This window comes from Paraburkholderia sacchari (genome assembly GCF_000785435.2).
Classification (GTDB): domain Bacteria; phylum Pseudomonadota; class Gammaproteobacteria; order Burkholderiales; family Burkholderiaceae; genus Paraburkholderia; species Paraburkholderia sacchari.
Window position 1 is genome coordinate 207,399 of record NZ_JTDB02000005.1, and the last position, 22,064, is coordinate 229,462.

Annotated in this window: 18 protein-coding genes and 4 pseudogenes; 8 read left to right on the top strand and 14 right to left on the bottom strand. The window is 62.4% G+C overall.

Annotation, left to right across the window (positions count from 1 at the left end; genetic code table 11):
• Positions 1 to 43: 43 nt before the first annotated feature.
• Positions 44 to 1,042 (bottom strand): LysR family transcriptional regulator, encoded by a 999-nt coding sequence (locus NH14_RS19385; RefSeq protein WP_052147919.1) that lies wholly within the window; start codon positions 1,040 to 1,042, stop codon positions 44 to 46.
• 242 nt (positions 1,043 to 1,284) lie between these two features.
• Here NH14_RS19385 and NH14_RS19390 point away from each other — a divergent pair, with 242 nt between their 5' ends.
• From NH14_RS19390 to NH14_RS19400, 3 genes are all read left to right on the top strand, one after another.
• The gene (locus tag NH14_RS19390; RefSeq protein WP_035524539.1) at positions 1,285 to 2,583 is read left to right on the top strand and encodes an MFS transporter; all 1,299 of its coding nucleotides are present in this window, start codon (positions 1,285 to 1,287) and stop codon (positions 2,581 to 2,583) included.
• 40 nt (positions 2,584 to 2,623) lie between these two features.
• Positions 2,624 to 3,835 carry a M20 aminoacylase family protein gene (locus tag NH14_RS19395; protein WP_035524542.1) on the top strand — a complete coding sequence of 404 codons (1,212 nt, stop codon included), beginning with the start codon at positions 2,624 to 2,626 and terminating at the stop codon, positions 3,833 to 3,835.
• Positions 3,836 to 3,973: 138 nt separating this feature from the next.
• On the top strand, positions 3,974 to 4,225 hold the full coding sequence (locus tag NH14_RS19400; protein ID WP_035524544.1) for a hypothetical protein: 252 nt from the start codon (positions 3,974 to 3,976) through the stop codon (positions 4,223 to 4,225).
• A 34-nt stretch (positions 4,226 to 4,259) separates the two neighbouring features.
• Here NH14_RS19400 and NH14_RS19405 read toward each other — a convergent pair whose 3' ends face one another.
• Positions 4,260 to 4,421: a hypothetical protein gene (locus tag NH14_RS19405; RefSeq protein WP_161790832.1), complete on the bottom strand. Its 162-nt coding sequence runs from the start codon at positions 4,419 to 4,421 to the stop codon at positions 4,260 to 4,262.
• Between the two features lie 32 nt (positions 4,422 to 4,453).
• Positions 4,454 to 5,030: pseudogene (locus NH14_RS33890) on the bottom strand (CBS domain-containing protein); the annotation flags it as partial.
• Between the two features lie 69 nt (positions 5,031 to 5,099).
• On the opposite strand from NH14_RS33890, the gene NH14_RS19415 reads away from it, so the two are divergent.
• A complete protein-coding gene (locus NH14_RS19415) occupies positions 5,100 to 5,426 on the top strand; it encodes a hypothetical protein (RefSeq protein ID WP_152617103.1) in 327 nt (108 codons plus the stop codon).
• Positions 5,427 to 5,547: 121 nt separating this feature from the next.
• Here the strand turns inward: NH14_RS19415 and NH14_RS33575 are convergent, their stop codons facing one another.
• The 3 genes from NH14_RS33575 to NH14_RS19425 form a co-directional block, all read right to left on the bottom strand.
• Positions 5,548 to 5,985: a hypothetical protein gene (locus NH14_RS33575; RefSeq protein ID WP_035524553.1), complete on the bottom strand. Its 438-nt coding sequence runs from the start codon at positions 5,983 to 5,985 to the stop codon at positions 5,548 to 5,550.
• Positions 5,913 to 7,229 carry a porin gene (locus NH14_RS19420; protein WP_237179696.1) on the bottom strand — a complete coding sequence of 439 codons (1,317 nt, stop codon included), beginning with the start codon at positions 7,227 to 7,229 and terminating at the stop codon, positions 5,913 to 5,915. The genes NH14_RS33575 and NH14_RS19420 overlap by 73 nt, the downstream gene beginning before the upstream one ends.
• Positions 7,230 to 7,698: 469 nt before the next feature.
• A complete protein-coding gene (locus tag NH14_RS19425; protein ID WP_035524557.1) occupies positions 7,699 to 8,616 on the bottom strand; it encodes a LysR family transcriptional regulator in 918 nt (305 codons plus the stop codon).
• Positions 8,617 to 8,766: 150 nt separating this feature from the next.
• Between NH14_RS19425 and speB the strand changes: the two genes are divergently transcribed.
• Together speB and NH14_RS19435 are read left to right on the top strand one after the other, a co-directional pair.
• Complete coding sequence (gene speB / locus NH14_RS19430; RefSeq protein WP_035524559.1) at positions 8,767 to 9,720, top strand: agmatinase; 954 nt, start codon at positions 8,767 to 8,769, stop codon at positions 9,718 to 9,720.
• A gap of 62 nt (positions 9,721 to 9,782) precedes the next feature.
• Entirely contained in the window at positions 9,783 to 11,306 is a 1,524-nt protein-coding gene (locus NH14_RS19435; protein ID WP_035524562.1) for a purine-cytosine permease family protein, read from the top strand.
• A gap of 124 nt (positions 11,307 to 11,430) precedes the next feature.
• Here the strand turns inward: NH14_RS19435 and NH14_RS19440 are convergent, their stop codons facing one another.
• The 5 genes and pseudogenes from NH14_RS19440 to NH14_RS19460 all read right to left on the bottom strand — a co-directional run.
• Positions 11,431 to 12,780, bottom strand: a complete 1,350-nt coding sequence (locus tag NH14_RS19440) for a type II toxin-antitoxin system HipA family toxin (RefSeq protein ID WP_035524564.1) — start codon at positions 12,778 to 12,780, stop codon at positions 11,431 to 11,433.
• A gap of 2 nt (positions 12,781 to 12,782) precedes the next feature.
• Positions 12,783 to 13,340, bottom strand: a pseudogene (locus tag NH14_RS19445) (DbpA RNA binding domain-containing protein); the annotation flags it as partial.
• A gap of 323 nt (positions 13,341 to 13,663) precedes the next feature.
• Positions 13,664 to 15,745: an alpha/beta hydrolase family protein gene (locus NH14_RS19450; RefSeq protein ID WP_152617104.1), complete on the bottom strand. Its 2,082-nt coding sequence runs from the start codon at positions 15,743 to 15,745 to the stop codon at positions 13,664 to 13,666.
• A gap of 395 nt (positions 15,746 to 16,140) precedes the next feature.
• Positions 16,141 to 16,607: pseudogene (locus NH14_RS19455) on the bottom strand (GntR family transcriptional regulator); the annotation flags it as partial.
• 13 nt (positions 16,608 to 16,620) lie between these two features.
• Positions 16,621 to 16,767: pseudogene (locus NH14_RS19460) on the bottom strand (SDR family NAD(P)-dependent oxidoreductase); the annotation flags it as partial.
• On the opposite strand from NH14_RS19460, the gene NH14_RS19465 reads away from it, so the two are divergent.
• A complete protein-coding gene (locus NH14_RS19465; protein WP_162531583.1) occupies positions 16,718 to 16,921 on the top strand; it encodes a nuclear transport factor 2 family protein in 204 nt (67 codons plus the stop codon). The pseudogene NH14_RS19460 and the gene NH14_RS19465 overlap by 50 nt on opposite strands.
• A gap of 64 nt (positions 16,922 to 16,985) precedes the next feature.
• Here the strand turns inward: NH14_RS19465 and dbpA are convergent, their stop codons facing one another.
• Positions 16,986 to 18,383, bottom strand: coding sequence for an ATP-dependent RNA helicase DbpA (dbpA, locus tag NH14_RS19470; RefSeq protein WP_035524572.1), 1,398 nt, complete (start codon positions 18,381 to 18,383; stop codon positions 16,986 to 16,988).
• 346 nt (positions 18,384 to 18,729) lie between these two features.
• Here dbpA and NH14_RS19475 point away from each other — a divergent pair, with 346 nt between their 5' ends.
• The gene (locus tag NH14_RS19475; RefSeq protein WP_052147923.1) at positions 18,730 to 19,170 is read left to right on the top strand and encodes a hypothetical protein; all 441 of its coding nucleotides are present in this window, start codon (positions 18,730 to 18,732) and stop codon (positions 19,168 to 19,170) included.
• Positions 19,171 to 19,336: 166 nt separating this feature from the next.
• On the opposite strand, the gene NH14_RS19480 is transcribed toward NH14_RS19475, so the two are convergent.
• A complete protein-coding gene (locus NH14_RS19480) occupies positions 19,337 to 19,978 on the bottom strand; it encodes a DsbA family oxidoreductase (protein WP_035524575.1) in 642 nt (213 codons plus the stop codon).
• Between the two features lie 103 nt (positions 19,979 to 20,081).
• A complete protein-coding gene (locus NH14_RS19485; RefSeq protein ID WP_035524579.1) occupies positions 20,082 to 22,016 on the bottom strand; it encodes an SMP-30/gluconolactonase/LRE family protein in 1,935 nt (644 codons plus the stop codon).
• Positions 22,017 to 22,064: the final 48 nt, after the last annotated feature.

Below are 22,064 nucleotides of genomic sequence, written 5' to 3' on the forward strand. Positions count from 1 at the left end.
TGAGGCGGCCGCGAAACGAAACACGATGAGTCGAGCACGTGGTTCACTTCGCCGTGTCTGCGCCTTTGCGCGTTCGCGCTGCCGTTTGCCTTGCATTCGCCGCCTGTGCCGCTTGTGCCGCCACCCGCGGCGACACCATCTTGCGCCCGCGATGGCGCACTTCCTTGCTGAATTCCAGGCAGGTCTGCGTCATCAGATCGGGCGAGCGGTACACCATGAACACGTGATAGTCGGGCAGTTCGTCGCGAATCGGCAGGGGCTTGAGCGCATCGGGGTTCAGCACGAGCGGGCCCGAACGGCCGTAAAACACGAAGTCGGACCATACGCTGATGAGGTCCGTGCATGTGGCCAGTTGCAGACCGAGCAGGTTCGAGCTGCTCTGCACGACATTGCGGGGCATCTCCAGCCGGTGCAGGCGCATCAGGCTCGCGAGCGGGCTGCCCGGGTCGTCGAGCGGGTCGAGCGTGAGCCACTGCGCATCGACTAGCGAACGGATGCGCGTCGCGCGCGCGAGCGGATGCCCGGGCCGCGCAGCCACCAGCATACCGACCGAAAAAAGCGGCTCCCATTGAAACGCGCTGGTGCCGGGGCCGCTGTTCGTGGAGATGAGCGCCAGATCGAGATGACCTTCGCGCAAGCCTTCGAGAATCTGCTGTGGGCGCATCTCGTAGGCGCGAATAGCCACTGCGGGAAAACGCGCGCGAAAAGCGGCGATGGCCTCCGGCAAAGGCCCGCTCGAAGCGACCGCCGAGAAACCGATATTGAGTTGCGCCTCGGCATGGCCTCGCATCGATTCGATGTCTTCGAGCGCGTGACGCAATTCATGCTCGACCACGCTCGCGCGCTTGACCAGCGCGCGCCCGTAATTCGTCAGGCTCACCCCGCGCACCGAGCGCGAAATGAGCGTTACGCCCAATTCGCGTTCCAGTTCGGCAATCGCCTTGGAAAGCGCGGGTTGCGAGACGTGCAGGCTGCGCGATGCCTCGTGCATGCTGCCGTGCTGCGCGAGCGCGAGCAGCACGCGCAATTGGTGCAGTTTCATCCGATGATTGTCTCCAGCGCTTCGCACCCGGGGGCGGGATGCACGCGAGCGTCGGTATTTGTCCCGATGTCCGCTGACCGATAGTTATGACGGTGATTCTATCTGGTTATCACGATGAAAATTTCTCACTTTTTTCAAAAGTGAACCTTGCCTGAATATCGATGCGCGCTTGCCGGCTTCCGCTCGCGGCGCACGACGAATGCCACGAACGCGACGTTCAACCCCGCCTGCGGAGATCCGCCATGAATGACGCCACGCTCGCTATCGCGAGTGCCGCCGCTCCCGCTCACGCGCCAGTGCGCCAGAGCCAGTTCCGCCTCATTGCCGCATGCTCGATCGGCAATGCGCTCGAAATTTACGACTTCACGGTCTACAGCTTCTTCGCGCTCCTGATTGGCCGGCTCTTCTTCCCGTCGGAGAGTCCGTTTGGCTCGCTGCTGCTCGCGGTGGCCACCTTCGGCATTGGCTTCGTGATGCGTCCGCTCGGCGGCCTCGTGATCGGCAGCTATGCCGACCGGCGCGGACGCAAGGCGGCCATGACGCTCACCATCGCGCTTATGGTGGCGGGCACCTTGTGCATCGCGTTGGCACCCACTTACGCACAAGCGGGTGTGTACGGTTCGCTCGTGTTGCTCGCGGGACGGTTGTTGCAAGGCTTTTCGCTTGGCGGCGAGGTTGGCGCGGCCACGTCGATGCTGATGGAATCTGGCTCGGTGGGGCAGCGCGGTTTTCGCGTGAGTTGGCAGTTGGGCAGCCAGGGTATCTCGGCACTGCTTGGCGCATTCACGGGCGCCGTGCTTTACGCAACGCTTACACGCCATGCGCTCGAAAGCTGGGGCTGGCGCGTGCCGTTTCTCATCGGCCTCGCGATCGCGCCGGTGGGCCTCTATATCCGCGCGAAGCTCGACGAGACGCACGAGGCCGCGCCCGATGCCCCCAGCCCGCTCGGCACACTCATGCGCGAGCACGGCGGCAAGGTGCTTCAGGGCATTCTCTCGGTCACGGCGGGCACGGTCGGCATGTATCTCGTGGTGTTCTTCATGCCCACCTACATGATTCGCGTGTTGAAAATGCCGCCATCGCTTTCGCTGCTCTCGGGCTGCGCTACGGGCATCACGATGCTCGTCGCCTCGCTCGTCTCGGGACGGCTCGCCGACCGTCTCGCGCGCCGCAAGCCGCTCGTTATGGGCGCGATCGCCTTCAACCTGATCGCGGTGGTGCCCGCGTTCTGGCTTATGACGCGCTTTCCCAGCGTGCCGCTCGTGCTGGCGCTTTCGGTGCTGCTGACGGCGGCCGCGAATCTCGGCTCGACGCCCATGCTGCTCGTGCTCATGGAAATGCTGCCGGCCGGAGTGCGCGCGAGCGGGCTCTCGGTGATCTACAGCGTGGGCGTGACGGTGTTCGGCGGCAGTTCGCAGTTCGTCGTCACCTGGCTCATCGCGAAGACCGGCAACCCGCTTGCGCCGGCGCTCTACATGGTTGCCTGCGGGCTCGTCACGCTGCTCGCGGTCTGGAGCATTCGCGAGCGCCGCGTCGATTGATTTGCTGGAACCACTGGAACACCACAAGGACCCCATTCTCATGAAGCGCGAACCCACGCTCACGCCGTTTCAATTGTTGCCGACGCTGCTGCCCGAGATCGAAATCGATGCGGAAACGTTCGTTGATATTCGCCGGCAGATTCATTCGCAGCCCGAACTTGGTTTCGAGGTGGGCGCGACGGCGAAGCTTGTGGCGATGCTGCTCGAAAAGTGGGGCTACGAGGTCCACACGGGCATCGGACGCAGCGGGGTGGTGGGGCAATTAAAAGTGGGCGACGGCAAGCGGCGCCTGGGCATTCGCGCCGACATGGATGCGCTGCCCATCGTCGAGAATACAGGGCTGCCCTATGCGAGCCAGAACGTGGGCAAGATGCATGCATGCGGCCACGACGGGCACACGGCCATCCTGCTCGCGGCGGCCAAAACGCTTGCGCAGCGGCGCGACTTCAACGGCACGCTCAATCTCATCTTCCAGCCCGATGAAGAAAACCTGTGCGGCGCGAAGGCGATGATCGACGACGGATTGTTCGAGCGCTTTCCGTGCGATGCGGTTTACGCGCTGCACAACATGCCGGGCGTGCCGGCCGGTACGTTCCGCGTGCTCCCGGGTCCGGTGAGCCTTTCGTCCGATGTGGCCGACGTCACGCTCAAAGGCGTGGGCGGTCATGGGGCGATGCCGCACCGAGTGAAAGATCCAGTCGTGGCGGCTGCTGCGCTGATCACGGCGCTGCAAACGATTGTTGCGCGCAACGTCGCGCCCGACGACACTGCTGTGGTCTCGGTGGGCTTCATCAAGGGCGGCGCGACTCACAACGTGATACCGGAAACCGTGACGCTGGGCATTAACGTGCGCGCAGCGCGTCCCGAAACGCGCGAACTGGTGGAGCAGCGCGTGCGCGAGATCGTGGCGGCCACGGCGCAGGCGCACGGCGTGCACGCGCAGATCGACTACCGGCAACTCACGCCGCCAATGGTCAATACGCCCGATGAAACGTTGCTTGCGCAACAGGTTTGCACGGAACTGGTGGGTGAAGACAATGTCGTCGTGCAGGCGCCCAAGGGCCTGAACGGCAGCGAGGATTTTGCGTGGATGCTCAACGCGGTGCCGGGCTGCTACGTGCTGCTCGGCAACGGCGAGGGCGAATTCGGCGGCTGCATGGTGCACAACCCCGGCTACGACTTCAACGACCAGGTGTTGCCGCTTGGCGCGGCGGCATGGGTCCGGCTCGCACAGCGGTTTCTTGCAGGTTGAGAACGTTGCGCTGACAAGCGGCTTTCATTGCGGCATGAAGGTCGCTCGTACATTGTGAGTCCGTCATGCGCTTAAGCTTCTCTTCAGCCAGGCGTCGCTAACATCGTAAAGCCCCTGCGCTCTGGAGTGAGTCTTGCCATGAAGCCGCCGACGTCTGCAACGTTTTTTGCGCAATTGCGTGCAGATTTGTTTGTCATCGCACTGGTGACGATGTTTATTCAAGCTGCCGTGTTCGTTGCGATCGTGGTGCTGCGCGTGCCGGAGATGTCGTTTGCGACGCCGGAGTTTCGCCTGGGCGTGGTCGGGATCACGGTTGCAACGGTGTTCGCGGTGCGCTGGATCGAACGGCGTGCAACGCTCGACACGATCAAAACGCATTCGCCGCGGTGAACGCCATGGCGCGGTAGTATTTCAGGTATCCAAATTAAAGTGCGCCGTTGGCGATGTTCACCATCGTCCACTCGGCGTCGTCGACGAGTTTGTCGACGATGCTGCAGCCCACGCCGTAGCCCCCCATCAACGCTTCCGCTTCCGATGCGAATGAACGCCCCGCCACACGGTCGATGCGCAGCGAAGCGAATGGCATGGTTTCATCTGAGGAAATCAGCAGCAAGGCGACGTGGTCGAGTGCGGCAGTGCCTTCGAGAGCACGATGCGCAGGTTGTCGTCCACCGAGACGCTGGCCGGGAACGGCGTCACGCGCTCGCCGCATGCGCCGTCGCCGCCGCGCGCCGCGTTACGTAGCCGAGCGCATGGCCCGCATTGTCGAGCACGGTCAGGTAGCGGCAATCGGTTTCGTCCATGACCGCGAAGGCGTGCGCGAGCGGCGTGTCCATGCGGGCCGTTTCGGGGTGCGTGGCGGCATCGCCGGCCTTCACGAGCAACAGGCGCTTGAGCGTGCTGTCCTGGCCCACGAACTGCGCGACGAATTCGTCGCGCGGGCGTGCGAGCAGCGTGTCGGAGTGATCGTATTGCACGAGCTGGTTTCGCGGTTGATCGGATCGACCGCGCCAAACGGCTCGTCCATGAGCAGCACGGGCGGGTCGGTGGCCAGCGCGCGAATCACGCCCACGCGCTGCTGCCGTGTTCGAGCCAAACGCCCACGACGTCGCCGGGATCGCAGCATCGGCCGTCTTGATACTTCCTGGCGACTGTCCTTGTCCGGAACCGGAACCTTCCGGACAGCCTTGTCCCAGCGGGAACTGTACTATTGTTATGGGGCGTTTTTGAATAACAGTACGGTCGGATTCCTGGAAATCTTGCAATGAACGGCTTTCGCGGACCAATGGAGAACGGCGATTGTCTCGTACTAGTTGCGACCCTTCGCAGCAGAGTTCTTCACCTACATGTTCTTCCGGATGGGCGAGAGCCCCTGCACGCCGATATCTTGCTATTTATCGATCTCCTTGAGGAGATCATCCCAAGACAACCGTACTTATGGGCTCATACAGTGATGGCCCGTTCGCTTGCCAAGCAAGGCAATTTTCTGTCCGCTTTAGAGCAGATCGAAGCGTTGCTTAATATGTGTGGCGCGCCGAAGAAGTTGCAACTCATGCTTGATGATCCCCTGGCGGCGCGTTGGCTCAGGTAACACGCCCATCTTGCGTTTGTACCCGCCATAGCCTGGGCGTGGGCCGCTCTCGCACGTCGACTGCAGCGTGTGGAAAACGGCAAGCGCCGGCGCAATGGGCCGGCGCTTGCCGCATGTGAGGTTAGAACTTGTAGTTCACGCCCACGGAGACCGCCATCGGGTGTCCGCCCGCATAGCAATACGGCGCGCCTTGCGAGATGGAACTGCCGTCGTGGCAATCGTAGGTGACGCTGCGGCCGCCTGCGCCGAGCGCATAGTGCGCGTTCGCCTGATTGATCATGTACGCGTAGTTAAAGTAGACCGAGAGGTTCTTGTCGAACACGTGCCGGTAGAGAAACGCGAACATGTTCGCGGCATTCGGCGGATTGGAAATGCCGATGGCGTTCGGATCGGCCGGCGCCGTGTTGTGCTGGCCAGGGTCGCCCGGCGTGCCGCCTGCGTGCGCCCAGCCAATGCTCGCAATGTCCGCCGGCGTGATCACCTGGGTCAGCGAGAGCCAGTAGCCGTTGCGGCTACGTTCGTTCTGCGACTCGAGATAATTGGGAATCTGGCGCCGCATCCATTCGTAGATGCCGCTGACCGTGGTGCCGGTCGAGAACGTGTATTGAGCGCCCATTCGTTGCCGACGTCGTTGGGATCGGTGCCGTCCGCGGAGGCCGCCGCCGCCGGCGTGTTGGTGACATCGCCCGAGCGGTTCACGTTGCGGTGCAGTTCATACGCTGCCGTCAAATAAAGCGGGCCCTGTGTGTAAGCGAGGTTCGCGCTGTACGCCGTGCCGTAGCTGCCGTCGTTACAGGCCACCGGGCCGCCGCCGCTGCCGGGGATGTTGCCGCCCGTGCAATCGGATTCGCCGGCGGCTTGGGTTGAGTTTTCATAGCCGCGATTCTGGCCCGGCGAAACGAGCGCATTGAACGTGAAGCCATGGAAATTCGGCGATTCATACCAGATCGCATGATCTAGACGCGTGCCGAATTCCACGCGATTGTCGCCGCCCGTATTGCCCATGATGCTCGCATAATCGCCGGGCGTGCCGGAGAACGGGTTCATGCGCTGCGTTGAAGTCTTGTAGGGAGCATCGGTCTTGCCGATCTTCAACGCGCCCCAGGACTGCCCGGTCAACCCGACGAAGCTGTTTCTCGACGTGAGCGCGCCCTTGACCGTCGAATCCTGAGCGGAATTCGAGTTCGCCGTGCCGGCAGTTGCGGACACATCGATCTGCGTTTCCAACTGGTAGACGAAGGCGAACTGGGGCGAGCCGAAGGTGTGCTTGCCGCGCACGCCGAGGTACGAAAGATTCGACGAAATATCGGGTTGCCAACTCATGTTTCCGAGCGGATAGACGCGGGTTCCATCGGGGCGCAGGTAGGAGCTTTGCAGACCTTTGGTCGCGTAGTCGACGGAGAGATTCAAGTCGCCGTAGAACTCCATGTTGCCGAGCGCGGCCAGGACTTTCTTGACGCCCTCAGGCATGCCGTTGCTCCAGCTCGACCCGCCCGAGTCGGCGGGCGCCCCCGACGTTGCGCCGGGTGCCTGCGCATAAACAACGCCGGCCGATGCGGGCATCTGCGAGGCGCTGACGCTTTGAGCCGAGGAGGTCTTGAGATTCTGCGCGCCGGGTTTGGGCTGATTTGCGGTCAACTGGTCGAGGCGCTTGCTCAAGGCAGCGACCTCCTGGCGAAGCGTCTGAATTTCCTGCGCCTGCGAGTCGGGCAGTGCCTGGGCGCTGGCGCTGCCGCCATCGATCGTCAAACCGGCAAGCAAAAGAAGGCCCTCACCTACAAGTAGGCGATTGAACGGTTTCATGCGGTTGTCTCCGAGTCTGCTATTTATTTGTACTGCGAATGAATGTGACGAGAAGCGCGCCGGTGGGCCGGCGTCCATCTGTATTACCGCGAGTTACTGACGATTACCGAGAGGCGACTCTACGGACGAGGGAGACGGAGGGAAATTAAATCTTTTTTATAGTAACGATCACGTTTTCGGCGGAGGCTTTCTATTGAACGCGGCGCGTATTTCATCGATATTCGATTAGCTGACAAATCTTGTACGGAGATGTTTGCGTGCAACTGCAACGTTCGCCGGCGCGCTTTGCAGGACTTGCTGCGGGCCTTTTCAAGCGTACCCGCTGCGCAATCGAGCGCGTGGCTGAGACTGATTCGATAACATTACGGCACGGTTACGCATAAGCGTTATCACGCAACAGGGCGTACCAGCACAATTCACAGCGCGACGAATTTTTGCAACATTCAGCCGTTGCTGCGTTTCCGCGAATTCACGATTCGACGATCGGCTCGCGCGGGTGCGCGTTCCTCAAATCTTCGAGGAAGGCTTGCACGATGGGATCGTGACTGCTGCGCTTCTGGGTGACCATATGAAACGTCACCTCGTAGGCGAGCTTCGCGGGATTGAGCGCCGCGAGCCGCCCGCTGCGCACGAGCGGGGCAGCGAATTGCTGCGGCAGGTAGCCCAGATGGTGACCCGAGAGAATCAGCAGCGACACGGCTTCCATGTTGTCGGCCTGCGCGGTGACCTTGCTCGCGCTCGTCGAATGCTGCGCCTCCGGCGTCGGGTAAGTGCGCCAGACCCATTCGTGATGGGCGGCTTCGGCCGGGGAGAGCTTGCCTGCGCGTTCGAATAGCGGATGACCGCGCCCGCAATAGGCGATCTGCCGCTCGATAAAGAGCGGCGTGTATTCGAGCGTGGGCACGCGATGCCAGAAATAGCCCACGGCGACCTGAATGTCGCCATTGAGCAATTGCTCTTCAAGCTCGCCTGGCGATTTCACGGAGATCGAAAAGCGGACCGCTTCGTCGCGCTGCTTGAACGAGGCGATGGCCTCGCTGATGCGCGCGTTCTCGCCAATCGGCGCGTGGCCGATCAGGCCGATCGCCAGCGTGCCGACCAGCTTGCGGTCGAGGTGCCGCGCCTTGAGCGCGAATTCCTCGGCGGCGGCGAGCAGTGTGATGGCCAGCTCGTACATGCGCTCGCCCTTTTCGGTCAGCCGGAAGCCACTGCGGCCGCGCTCACACAGCCGGTAGCCGAGGCGCGTCTCGAGCGTCGAGAGCTGCGCGCTGATGGTGGGCTGGCTCACGTTGAGCGTCGTTTGCGCGACGCTCACGCCGCCGGCCTCCACCACGGCCACAAAAACGCGCAGCAGGCGCAGGTCGAGGTCGGTCAGGTTGCCGAGCATGGCGTCTCCGAGGGTTTCATCGATACATAGCAGTTTATCAATGTGAACAGTGTGGAATCGTTATTTATCTTTGCTTGACGGATGCTTGAAACTGCGCCTGTAGCCGATTCGCATGATACGGAAGAGCCAATGAGAACGTGGAGCGCAGATATGTCTGAACAATATTTCCAACCCCTCGGGGGCAACGTCATGCCGCGCTGCGGCGGTATCGCGACGATGATGCGCCTGCCCCAGGTCGAGAACGCCAAGAGTCTCGACGCCTGCTTCGTGGGCGTGCCGTTCGATCTGGGCACCTCGAACCGCACGGGCGCGCGCTTCGGCCCGCGCCAGGTCCGCACCGAATCGGTGCTGCTGCGCCCCTACAACATGGCGACGCGCGCGGCGCCGTTCGACTCGCTGCAAGTGGCCGACATCGGCGACGTGGCAATCAATCCCTATAACCTCGCCGATTCGATCACGCGTATCGAACACGCGTACGACGCGATTCTCGAACACGATTGCCGGCCGGTCACGCTCGGCGGCGACCACACCATCACGCTGCCGATCCTGCGCGCGATCCATCGCAAGCATGGCCCCGTGGGTCTGATTCACGTCGATGCGCACGCCGACGTGAACGACACGATGTTCGGCGAGAAGATCGCCCACGGCACGCCGTTTCGCCGCGCCGTCGAAGAAGGGCTGCTCGATTGCAACCGGGTCGTTCAGATCGGTCTGCGCGGCACGGGCTACGAGGCCGAGGACTTCGACTGGTGCCGTCAGCAGGGCTTCCGCGTCGTGCAGGCCGAGGAGTGCTGGAACCAGTCGCTCGAACCGCTGATGGAAGAAGTGCGCGCGCGCGTGCAGGGTGGCCCGGTGTACCTGAGCTTCGATATCGACGGCATCGACCCGGCCTATGCGCCCGGCACCGGCACGCCCGAAATCGCGGGCCTGACCGTTCCGCAAGCGCTCGAAATCATTCGCGGCACCTGGGGCATCGACATCGTGGGCGCTGACCTCGTGGAAGTCGCGCCGCCGTACGACCCGTTCGGCACCACGGCGCTGCTGGGTGCGAACCTCGCGTTCGAAATGCTTTGCGTGCTGCCGGGCGTGAAGCGCCGCGCGTGAGCGGGCGCCAGGGGCGAAGCAGCGAAGCAGCAGAAGAGCAGAATCATCAGGAGACTTGTTGTATGACACCACACGAGCACGCCGGCATTGCGGCGGCAGGGGCCGATGGCATCGAAATCGAAAGCCATTCGATCGATTACATTCCCGAAAGCGAACGTCACGCGAAACTCAGTAGCCAGGGGCCGTTCTGGTTCCTTGGCAACTTTCACTTCTTCACGATCTCGATCGGTTTCGTGGGCCCGAGCATGGGGCTGTCGGCGGGTTGGACCACGCTTGGCGGCGCGCTCGGCATCATGTTCGGCACCATCTTCATGGCGTTTCACGGCTCGCAGGGGCCGGAAATGGGCCTGCCGCAGATGATCCAGTCGCGCGCGCAGTTCGGCTATCGCGGCGTGGCGCTCGCGCTGCTCGCGACGCTTTTCGTGTTCGTGGGCTTTAACGTGGTCAATGTCTCGCTGATCATGAGCGGGCTGAAAGAAGTGTTCGGGTTGAGCCCGGCGCTGGTGGCGGTCGTTGCGGCGGTTGCGGGCGGGCTGCTCGCGGTCTTTGGGCACGACGTCATGCACAAGGCGTTCAAGTGGGCGCTGATCGCGACGCTGCCGCTCTATGCGCTCGTCACGCTTGCGCTGCTGTTCGGCGTGGGCAAGGGCGGCGCAGGCGCGGCTAGCGCAGCAAGCGCGGTGAGCGCCGCCGGCGCGCATGCTGGCTTCAACTGGGTGGCGTTCATCACCCAGTTCGCCATTGGCGCGAGCTACAACATCTCGTATGCGCCTTATGTGTCCGATTACTCGCGCTATCTGCCGAAGCACACGAGCCGTGCGAAGCTGATCTCGGCGATTTTTCTGGGCGCGTCGCTCTCGGGCGCGTGGATGATTGGTCTTGGCGCTTGGCTTGCCCAGCAACTGCAGGCCACGGATGCGCTCGTCGCGCTCAACCAGGTGGGCGCGAAGCTGTTCCCGGGCTGCGGCGCGATTCTCGTGGTGGTGTCGGTGGCGGGCTTCCTGCCCATCATCGCGCTTAACACCTATAGCGCGATGCTGACGCTCCTGACCGGCGTGGACTCGTTCCGCAAGATCCAGCCGACGCGCCGCGCGCGCGTTGGCGCGGTGCTCGCGATCAGCGCGATCGTGCTCGTGTGCACGCTCTCGATCCCGGGCAATGGCGTGGCGCTGCTCAACACGTTCCTCGTGCTGATGCTGTATTTCCTCGTGCCCTGGACCGCCGTGAATCTGGTCGACTATTTCTTCGTGCGCAAGGGCCGCTACGCGATCACGCACTTCTTCACGCCGAACGGCATTTACGGCGCGTGGCAGGCGCGCGGGATTGCAGCGTACCTGGTGGGCTTCGCGGCGATGATCCCGTTCTTCTCCATCGTCGACAACGAGTCGGGCAAGGAGATCTTCGTGGGCTACTTCGCGCATCAGATGAGCGGCATCGATCTGGCCTGGCTCGTCGGTCTTATCGTTGCGGGGGCAACGTATTACGTGCTCAGCCGTTCGCTCGATCTCGCGGCCGAGGAAAAGGTCATCCGCACGATCGGCGAGCGTGACATCCTGGCGATGGCGCGTCAGTCGGCGGAGCATTGATCGTTCAAAGCTGGCCTTCACGGAAACACGGCGATGGGCGCGTATCGAGTTGGCCCCCAACAACCGCAATCCGGCGCAGGTTCGCCGATGGCGGCTGCGATGCCGCGCTGCGGTCTGATTTGTTCTAGCTTGCGGGCATGCTCTCCAGCACGCGCGCCGCCGCCAGTACGCCACCCAATACCTTTTCCGCCACCCGCTCGGAGAACCCTGCGGGCAGTTCGGCGCGGACTTTCTCTACGACCTCGGGGGTGCGGGCGATAATCTCCTGCAGGAGGGGCTCCGCATTGTCGCCATAGCCGACCTTCCTGGCCGTGGTGTTGAAATGCCGCCGCTCGATTTTATGAACCTGGTAGTGCTTATTCTTTTCGAGCAAGGCCATCGCCAGTTTGATTTCCTGGTCTGCCCACTGACTCGGCCCCTCGCCGATGATCGGGTAGGCGGACATCACGTCATAGATCGGGGTCAGCTTGAAGCGTCCTGCGTCACCGGCAAGCAACTGGATACTGAAGTTCTTGGCATGACCGTCCGGTGCCCGCATCATCCAGAAAATGATTTGCGAAGCCATGAGCGTGCGCATGTCCTCTGCCGCCTGCTGCGATTGCTGCAAAAGCGTGAACATCTTCTGGAGGCCCGGGCCACCCTCATTCTCGTACTTGACCAGGGGTGATGTGCCGGTTGCCTGGCAGAAGTATTCCTGGATGAGTCGAAACAGCTGGTTTCCACTGCGCGAGAGGACCCGGTCGAAACGCTCGACGACGAGCACCCGTTGTGAGCCAAACGTCTCAATGCGCGCCTCTGCCGTGGGCAGCCCGTACTCCTTGAGCAGCCGCAGGCACAGCCATTCGTTGTCGACCGAGGTGGTGAAGTCGGCCTTGCGCCCGCCCACCATGCCGATAGGCAGCTTGAAGATGTGCGTCGTAGGCGCCGTGCCGCGCGGCTTCATCCATTGCCCGTCCCACCACAGAAAGGCGTCCTTCTCTTGCGCGCCGGCCAGCGAGATGCGGAAGTCGTCATCGGGGTCCCTTGCCGCCGGGAAACGGTCCGGACTGACGACTTCGAGCAGGTGCTTCTCGATCGCCTCTTCGTCAACGACGATATCCTCGACCTTGTCCGTCCTTTCCGGTACAGCCTCGTCCGGCAAAAGCTGTAAGGCCCCTACGCAGTCGCGACCAATGGCGGCCAGGAGGTCGAATGCTTCGATGGAACCCGTCTTGAACCGCGCCGCTACCCGCTTTCGAATAGTCTCGCTATCCGGCAGCAGACCATCGAAGTAGTAGGAAACACGGTCTCCCTTCAGCGGCTCGTTGTGGAGGTTGAATGGCAGCGACAGGGATATTGGGCGCCCACGCGCTGATGCGCGCCAAGCCGTGTCGTACTGCAGCTCGGATTCCCCATTGGCATTGATGGTCCAGCGCCCGACGAAAACGCCGTTGGCCCAAAGGGAAAGGGTTTGGCTGTGCGAGCGGCGGCCCATGCTCACCACTCCAAGACATTTTTCGACTCGTCCGCGTCCCGTTCCCCGAGGCGCAACTCAAGCCCGATGGCCGAACACCAGCTGAGCAACTGCTTGAAGCTGAGCTCATCCGGGTTCCTTTCGAGGTGCGATATGCGGTTCTGACCCAAGCCGACGCGCTGTGCTACATCCGCCTGCGTGAGCTTGCTCACCGCCTTGCGCGCGATGCTGCGCTCCACGGCCACGTAGGTCGAAAAATCCGTAACGTTGATCTTGCCGATCTGCGCGCCGCTGAAGCCCGCTTCGCCGGTGAGCGCGCCCAGCACGTCGCCGGGACGGATCTTCTCCTTGCGCCCGCCGAGAATCTGCACGGTTTCCATCGGCGGCAGCAAGGGCGCGTCGCTGGCGGGCGTAAGCGACGCGAGCGGCTGCCATTCGACTTCGCGCTTGAGCGCCTGTTCGATGCCGCCCACGCGGCCCATCTAGTTCATGCTCGCGAGGCTCAGCGCCCAGCCGTCCTGATCCGCGCTTCCAGTGCGGCCGATGCGGTGCACGTAGACCTCGGGGTCGGGCGTGACGTTGTGGATTTCCCGTGCTCGTGTCCTTCATCCATGGTCAGTCGCTCGCTTCGACGCCAGATACCCAAGGCAGGAGCCCGGTGCGTGAATTGCGCACGCCTGGATCTGTTCAGGATGGCAAACAATACGCATCCATGCCGCGATATTATTTTCCAGTCATTTCATCGCATTTCGTCGCATTTCGTCGCACGAAAAAATCCCCACTCAGCGTAGTTGCCTGCGTGGGGATTGTGCCGGTCATCTCCGCATTGCGCGCCGGGTGGAGGCACCCGACGCTGGAGATTGACTTTAGCTGAGCGCGCGGATTTGATCCGCTATGAGCGAGTTCATCGTGTCCCGCGGCCGAAGTTCTGGAACTCGAGGTCCGTGAATGCGATCATGCCCGAAGCCTTGGGAAGCGCGAATTCAACCTTGGCGAGACTCGTTTTGTCCACTCCAGTAAATGCGGCCAGTGGTATCGACACCATGTTGAGCAATTGGGTAGGCGCACCCGTGCTCGCGAACTGGGCGTCTTCCGGATCGTCGTCCAGTGGGCGCCCGGCACCCTTGGGCTTCGGTGCGAGGTACAGCGCATCGCTAAAATCGCTCGCGTTAACGCTAGCCGACTGGCCCTTGGAGTCGGTCATCGTAACGACGACTTCTTGCCCCATCGGGCGAACGATTGCAACCCGGAATGTCAGCGAGTCGTAGGCCGTCGCGGACATGCCGCGCAGATCGGTGCTGATTTTCGCATTCGAGCTCGACCACGTCAGGCGAACCGCATCCGCAATGGAGACGTAACCGCCACCTCCGAAATATGAGTTCGAAGTGAGATGGTCCTGGATAGTGAATTCCTTGGGCGATGCAGGGTTGCAGGCCGGCGTATACCAGGGCGTGGGAGCGTACGGGATCGAGCAGGCGGATATCTGGTCGAAGCCGGCCAGCACGAGGCCTCCACCCAACGCATTGCTCGCGAGCGATCCCGAATCCATGAAGCGTTGAATAAGTCGGGATTGCGAACTATCCTTTTGTATCGTCAGCAACGCCCGTTCGTCGCAGGTCGTGGAGCCGGCCGGGCAGGCTTCCGGGGGAAGCTGATTGATGCCGTTCCAGTAATCCGCAAACTGCGTTTCGCTGCCGACAAAGTAGCGCATGAACGAATTGATCAGGAACACGCCGCTGCGGCGCTGATCGCTGGCCGAAAGGCGCGGGCCGCCAGAACGGAACGAGCAGTACTTAGCGTAGTTCGGGTTCAGATCGCTCTTCATGGACTCCACGTCATCGAGTACCCACGTGGTGTTGAAGTAGTTGTGGTTCGCTCCTTGCACCACAACCTGGTAGCGCGGTGCGCTATCGTATTGGGTTCCAAAGCGGTTGATGTCGAACGCGTGAGCGCCGTCCATGCTTGCGACATCGCCGTCGCATGCGGAAACCACGGTGGCCAGCGGGACATTGCTAACGCCAACGTTCAAATTGAAGTCGGTGGGCGCGAGCATGATTCCGGCGCGAATGTTGTACGGTGGAGTGGACTCGCCGCCCGCGGCATAGAAGATGTTGTACTTGGTCATGGCGGCGTCAAGCGCCGCGCGATTTGCAGCCTTGCCGTCTCCCACCGCCGCGACGAGGTCCGGGAAGTTTGCGAAATTTTCCGGGTTACGCGCGATTGCGCGCACGAACGCCTGTTCGCTCACGCCCTTGCGGGTCAAGTTGTACTTGATGGTATAAGACACGCCCTGGCCGCCGCGCGAATGGCCCATGATGCCGATGCGGTCGAAGTCGAGCTTGCCGCGCAATGCGCTCAGCACGCCAGGACCACCGTTCGCATCAATTTGGCGCATCCGGTCGAGGGTGCCGAGGATCAACTGCGCGCGCGACTCACTCGACGGGTCGCCGCTGCCGATGCCGTTAATCCAGTTGGCGTCGATCGAGAGAACGACATAGCCCTGCCGGGCCAGATCCGTGGCGAGATAATCGTAGCCCTGATAGCTCGGCTCGTCGGCCCGGTGCTGGCCATGCAGGAACACCACGATCGGATAGCGGGTGCTTTGCGCATTCGCCGAGGCGGCCGCTACTGGATAGCGCAGCCAGCCCTGCACGGGAATCACGTTGACACCGAGTTTGACGAAGACCGGTTGCCCGTTCTTGTCCAGGACCGGGTTGCCATTGCTGTCGAATTTTTGGACCTGGTCGATCGGACTGGTCACCACTGCGCCGAGTTGATACTGAATAGCAGGGGAAATGGCATATTTGGGACTGTCGGTCGTGGCGGGTGCGACGCCAACGAAGCGGCGCACCGGTGCGGGCGTATTGCCGCCGTTTGTGGGCGTATCGTTGGCATCTGGCGGCGTGTTGGTGGTCGTTGAGGTTCCTCCAGTGTCGGGTGCGGGATTGACGTCGGTGCCTGGTACGGGGGTCGCATTGCCCTGCACCGACGGACCGCTGCTGCCTCCACATCCATTCAGGATTAGCGTAGCGCTGAGTGCGCATGCCATGATTATCGATAAATAACGGGATCGCATATAAATACCTTAGTAAAGTATTCGCGAGAACTAAATATTTGAGAACGATTGCGGTTGCAAGAATTGTTCTGCCGAATTTGCTCGCACCGGAGTCTAGGAGACGCGCGGAAATCAGGTCAATGAGTGAGGACAAGAAACCGTTATTTATTGAGGATTGCGTGTTGTTATTGTTAAGAGTTTGGAGGCGGCAAAGTCGGTTAGCCTGTTCACGCTATTGCGTGGGCATCGAAGGAGCAGTTGGAGCGCCCGGATACGCGAATTCAATGCGGTCGTGCGAATGCGCGAAAAAATCTGACTATGTGTTGACTTGCGTGGGTCTGGCGCAGCGCCGCGTTGCGCGCCGCGATATTGATGAGGTCGTGAACTGCGTGATTGCGCGCGTAATAGCCGGACAGGTCGTTCTGCGCACGGCTCCGCTACATGGCGGCATGCAGCGTCTTGACTTGCGCAAGCTCCGTTTCGCTGATGCGTTCGCATGCGAACTCGCGAACGCTTCGAGCCTGCTCGCGAGTTCGAATATGTCGTGTATCTCGGCTTCGCTCAATTGCTCTGTGGTTGCGCCCCGGTTCGGCGAGATCTCGATGAGGCTTTCAGCGGCAAGCACCTTGAGCGCTTGGCGTAGCGGCGTGCGCGAAATGCCCACTACCTCGCAGAGCGTACGTTTATTCAGCGTCACGCCGGGCGCGAGTTGCCCTTCGACGATGAACTCGCGCAGATGATCGACCATTGTGTCATGCAGACGCTTGCGCGCGAGTATTGCACCCACGAGCACGAGGCTGGATTTACGACGAGGTGAACGCGATCAGACCGTTGCGCTGCGCCGCCATCATGCGTGCCGCGTGCCAGCTTGCGACGTAGGCCGAGCGCAGGCCCACGTCCAGAATGTTCACCAATTCCAGCGGTTTTTCCCAGAACGGACCGGGGCGGATCAGTAGACAACTTGAAAGTCTTCGGCTGATCGCGGGCCCGGCTGGCCCGGCGCATATCGACGCGACCGATGTGATGGAGTTCGATACGCAAGGCAAGATCGTGAGCGTGCGCGCCTACTGGGGCGCGGACGATTGTCACCGGGCGAACGGGGCTTGAGTTCGCTCTGAGCGTGTCGCTGATTCCGTGCGGCGCGCCGACTTCTCCCGCTTATTCGTCCCGCTTATTCCTCCATCAATCGCGCACGCACCTTCTTCCCCTTAACCTTCCCGGCGTTGAGCTTGCTCACCGCCTTGCGCGCGATGCTGCGCTCCACGGCCACATAGGTCGAAAAATCCGTGACGTTGATCTTGCCGATCTGCGCGCCGCTAAAGCCCGCTTCGCCGGTGAGCGCACCCAGCACGTCGCCGGGACGAATCTTCTCCTTACGCCCGCCGAGAATCTGCACGGTTTCCATCGGCGGCAGCAAGGGCGCGTCGCTGGCGGGCGTAAGCGACGCGAGCGGCTGCCATTCGACTTCGCGCTTGAGCGCCTGTTCGATGCCGCCCACGCGGCCCATCTCGTTCATGCTCGCAAGGCTCAGCGCCCAGCCGTCCTGATCCGCGCGTCCGGTGCGGCCGATGCGGTGCACGTAGACCTCGGGGTCGGGCGTGACATCGACATTGATCACGGCTTCGAGTTGCGAAATGTCCAGACCGCGCGCGGCCACGTCGGTCGCTACGAGCACGGAGCAACTGCGGTTCGCGAACTGGATCAGCACCTGGTCGCGCTCGCGCTGATCGAGCTCACCGTGCAGCGCGAGCGCATGAAAACCCTGCGCGCGCAGCACGTCGAGCAGATCGCGGCATTGCTGCTTGGTGTTGCAGAACGCAATCGTGCTCACGGGCCGGTAGTGGTTCAGCAGCATGCCCACTGCGTGCAGGCGTTCGTCGTCGGCGACTTCATAAAAGCGCTGGCGGATCTTGCTATTGTCGTGATGCTCTTCGAGCTTCACTTCCTTGGGATTGCGAAGGAATTGCTGGCTCAGCTTCGCAATGCCCTCGGGGTAGGTGGCCGAGAACAGCAGCGTCTGGCGCTCCTTGGGGCATTGCCGCGCGACCTTGGCGATATCGTCGAAGAAACCCATGTCGAGCATGCGGTCCGCTTCGTCGAGCACGAGCGTGTTGAGCGCGTCGAGCGAGAGGATGCCGCGCTCGAGGTGATCCATGATGCGTCCCGGCGTGCCGACGATGATGTGCGCGCCGTGTTCGAGGCTCGCCGTCTGCGGCTTCATGGGCGTGCCGCCGCACAGCGTGAGCACCTTGATGTTTTCTTCGGCGCGCGCGAGGCGGCGGATTTCCTGCGCGACCTGATCGGCCAGCTCGCGGGTGGGGCAGAGGATCATCGCCTGCACGTCGAGCCGGCGCGCATCGAGCTTCGCGAGCAGCGCGAGCGAGAAGGCGGCAGTCTTGCCGCTGCCCGTCTTGGCCTGGGCGATGAGGTCGTGGCCCGCGAGCGCGATTGGCAGGCTGGCGGCCTGAATGGGCGTCATCTCGACGTAGCCGAGCCGCGTGAGGTTTTCGAGCGCGGCGGGCGCGAGCGCAAGCGCGCTGAAGGGCGTGGCGGTGGGTGTGTTCGTCATTCGTGGTCTCGCCCCCGGAGGGGCAGATGCGGCGCGGCGTTCGCCCGGAGGGCGCGGCGCGGCGGGGATGGATCGGGCTGCGATGGCGGCATCGCGCGTAGCGCAATTTTAGCCGATGCGCGCGGGAGCGCGTTTCGTTTGCGGAAGGTCAAAGGGATGGATTCTTTTGGCGGCTTTATGCGCGGCGAATCAGGGCGCCCGCCGGATTTAGGAATTTTCTTGTTGCGAGCTAAACATAGCTTGTAGAAGATATTCGCCGGACAACTCCCCACTATCTGCGCCCAGACGAGCTTAAACAACGCAATGATGCCAGGCGCCATTGGCATCCCAACCCAGGATTGTCGCAATGATGAACCGCTTCAAACTCCCCGTCGCGCAGGTCGACCACGCCTCATCGGGCACCGACTACGAAACTGATGCCCCGTGCGCGGCACGCACCGTGCCCAGCGCAGACAAACCGCACGATCCCTCGGGTAGCATCGACCATCACAAGCGAAAATTGACTCGCACGTGGACCGCGAAAGAGATTGCTCTGCTCGGGACCGTGTCCGACGCGCAGGTGGCGGAGCGAATCGGCGGCATATCATTTTCGACCGTGCAAAAGAAGCGGCAGGAATTGGGCATTCCTTCTGCTATGCCCGCGCATTTCCCATGGCTACCAGAGCATCTCGCCTTGCTCGGCGTATTGGACGATGCCGAATTGGCGCGGCTCACTGGCCGCTCGACAAGGGCTGTCAATCAGAAGCGCAACAAGCTCGGCATTCCCGCCGCACGCAGGCCTGATTGAGCGCATACACCGGATGCCCGGCGCCGCGTCGATCACCCGCGCGAATGCTGCGCGCCTACCTCTTCGAGATCGAGGTCGCGCTCGATCGTATGCAGCATCTCGTCGTTGATGAGCCCCGCGCGATGCAGGCGCAAGACCTCCGCGCGGCCCGCGCGGCGAGGGGGCTTCAGCCCTCGGCTAGAACTTGCTTGATGGCATTCTCGAATGTCTCGACGGGTTGCCCGCCGCTCACCAGATACTTCTGGTTGAGGATGATGGCCGGCACCGACTGAATGCCCATGGCCTGCGCGTGTTGTTCTTCCGCGCGCACTTCGTCGGCATAGGCGCCGCTTTGTAGCACGGTGCGCGACTCTTCGGCATCCAGTCCCACCGATTGCGCGGCTTGAACCAGCATGTCGTGGTCGCTCGTGTCCTTGCCTTCGCCGTGATAGGCACGCAGCAGCGCGAGCTTGAGCGGCAACTGCTTGCCCTTGAGGCTGGCCCAATGCAGCAGGCGATGCGCGTCGAAGGTGTTGAAGATGCGCGTGCGCGGCCCGAACGTGAAGCCCACGCTCGCGCCGCGCTCGCGAATCGCTTCCTGCGTTTGCGCGATCTGCTCCGGCGTGCGGCCGTATTTCTTGCCGAGATAATCGACGATGGTTTCGCCGTCCGGCCCCATGTCCGGATTCAGCTCGAACGGATGGATGGCGAGCGTGGCGTCGACGGCGTCGCCCAGATTTTTCAGCGCCTGGAGCAGCGAGGAAAGGCCGATCGCGCACCAGGGGCAGGCGATATCGGAGACAAAATCGATTTGCAGCGCTTGTTTCATGGCGTTTCCGGTGGAGTGGAGGACGTATGCGCAGGATTCTCGCACGTCCACGCGGACCATGAGGCAAGCCGCGCCGCTCGCGCGCGTATGGCCGCCAAGCGTTTCAAGGCGTCCAGCGATGCACCACGACACTGCTGCCGTTGTAATTGTCCTTCGTAATTACGTATTGGCCAGTCGAAGTCAAATATGCGCGCACGCCATACATCGAATCCACGTCGTTGCCCCCATCCATGGCGCCTGGATTCGCATTGATCAGCGTGGTGACCTGCTGGCCCGTCGTGAGATCGAACACGTCGATATTCGGCACGGTATGCACATAGCCGACGAACAGATAATTACCCGCCGCCGCCATCGACTTGGGATTGGCGCTGGTGAGGTTGATGACCGGTCCCGGCGTGCGATTGCCCGCACCCCAGCCGTGATACACCTCGATATGGCCGTTCATGGCGGTCCAGTCCCAGTTTCCGGCCAGCCCTTGGGCGAGAATCATCGTGTCGCTTTCCGGCTGATAGACGATGCGTGTGATCGGCCGCGCGCTCATGGGCGTCGAAATGGTGATGGCGGGCCCCCATGAAGGTTTGCCGGTGCCGTCGAAACCGGTGAGCGGATAGTGATAGATGTGGTTCGTGCGGTCGAGCCCGGCCCATACGTCGCCCTTGCTGTCGATGCAGAAGCCCCCCGTGACGGAGATCGTGGTGTTGAACAGCGTGCCAGGCAATGAGCCGTCGGGAATCGCAATGTAGCCGCTCGCGGGATTGAAGTGGAAGAAGTAGAAGATCGCGGGGTTCTGCCCCGACGCCACGAGAATGCGGTTGCCGCCCACCGAGGCAAGCTGGCCGAAGTGCTCGTCGCGTTGCGTATCGTTCATGTTCAGGCGCGGGTCGCTCGGGTAGGTGAAGGGATCCACCGTGTTGGCGACGAAGGTGCCGCCCGCCGTGCCCGTGAAGATCGCCGTGCCGTTGTAGAACAGTGCGGCGTCGGTGGCCGGATCGGGCGCGGCCACGCCCTCGAAGTTCAGCGCCTGGAGCTTCCAGAGCAGATTGCTGTTGGGATCGTAGGCGTGAATGTCGGTGCCGCCGTTGCGGCCGAGGTCCCACGCGCCGCCCCACGGATTGTTGAGTACGTAGAGGTTGCCGGCCGTGTCCTTGCCAATACCGGTGATGCGTGTGAAGCGCTTCGCGCCCACCTGGCCCTTGGTGCCGGTCGTGGCGTCCAGGTAGCCGCTCGTCACGCCGAAGGTGCCCGCGAGCGTGGGCGTGCCCGCGAGGCTGTAGAGCTTGATGTTCATGTCGGGGCCTTGGTCGCCGACCATCAGCAATCCTGTGGATGCATCGAAGTAGAGCGCGGAAGGGCGCGCGCCCGCAGGCATCTGGATCGTCTGCAATTGCGCGCCCGTGGGGCTGAATTCCACGATCGTTCCCGCGCTCATCTGCGCGACCCAGACGTTGCCAGCGCTGTCGAGCGCGAGCGCGCCCGGGCTTGCGATGGAGATATCGCGCTGCCATGCGCCATCGGTCGTGAAAACGCGCACGCGGTTGCCGGGGAAATCGCTGGCGTAGAGCAGCGTGTTCTGCGTGGCGAGGCCTGTGATGACATCGGCGCGGCTGACCGATTTCCATGTGCTCACGGTGATGGTGAGTTCGCGCTGGCCGCTCGCGCGGTTGTAGCGGCCGACCGTGCCGCTGCCAAAGGCGGTGCCGGCCTGCATGGCCGCGAAGATCGAGGTGGCGTTGCCGGTGATCGCGCCGCCCTGGAATTCGTTATGCAGGCCGATCGAGCCGATGCTCTTGCCGTTCTGATAGATGGCCATGCCGCCTTCGTTCTCGTCCCAGAACGACGCCGTGTAGATCACGCCTTCGGGCGCGACCCACATCGAGCGCGCGCCGTTGCCCACGTGTGCCGCGAGGGTGCCGTAGGTGTTGGCGAGCCAGTCGGTGGTGTATTGCTGCGCCTGCGCGTCAGGCGCGAGCGTGGCGGCGGACGTGGCGAAAATGGCGGTCGAGAGCAGCGCGCAAAGATGCTTATTGTTCTTGTTCATGAAAAAACTCCTGATACAACGAACTCGAATATCGTCGAGAGGCGTGGC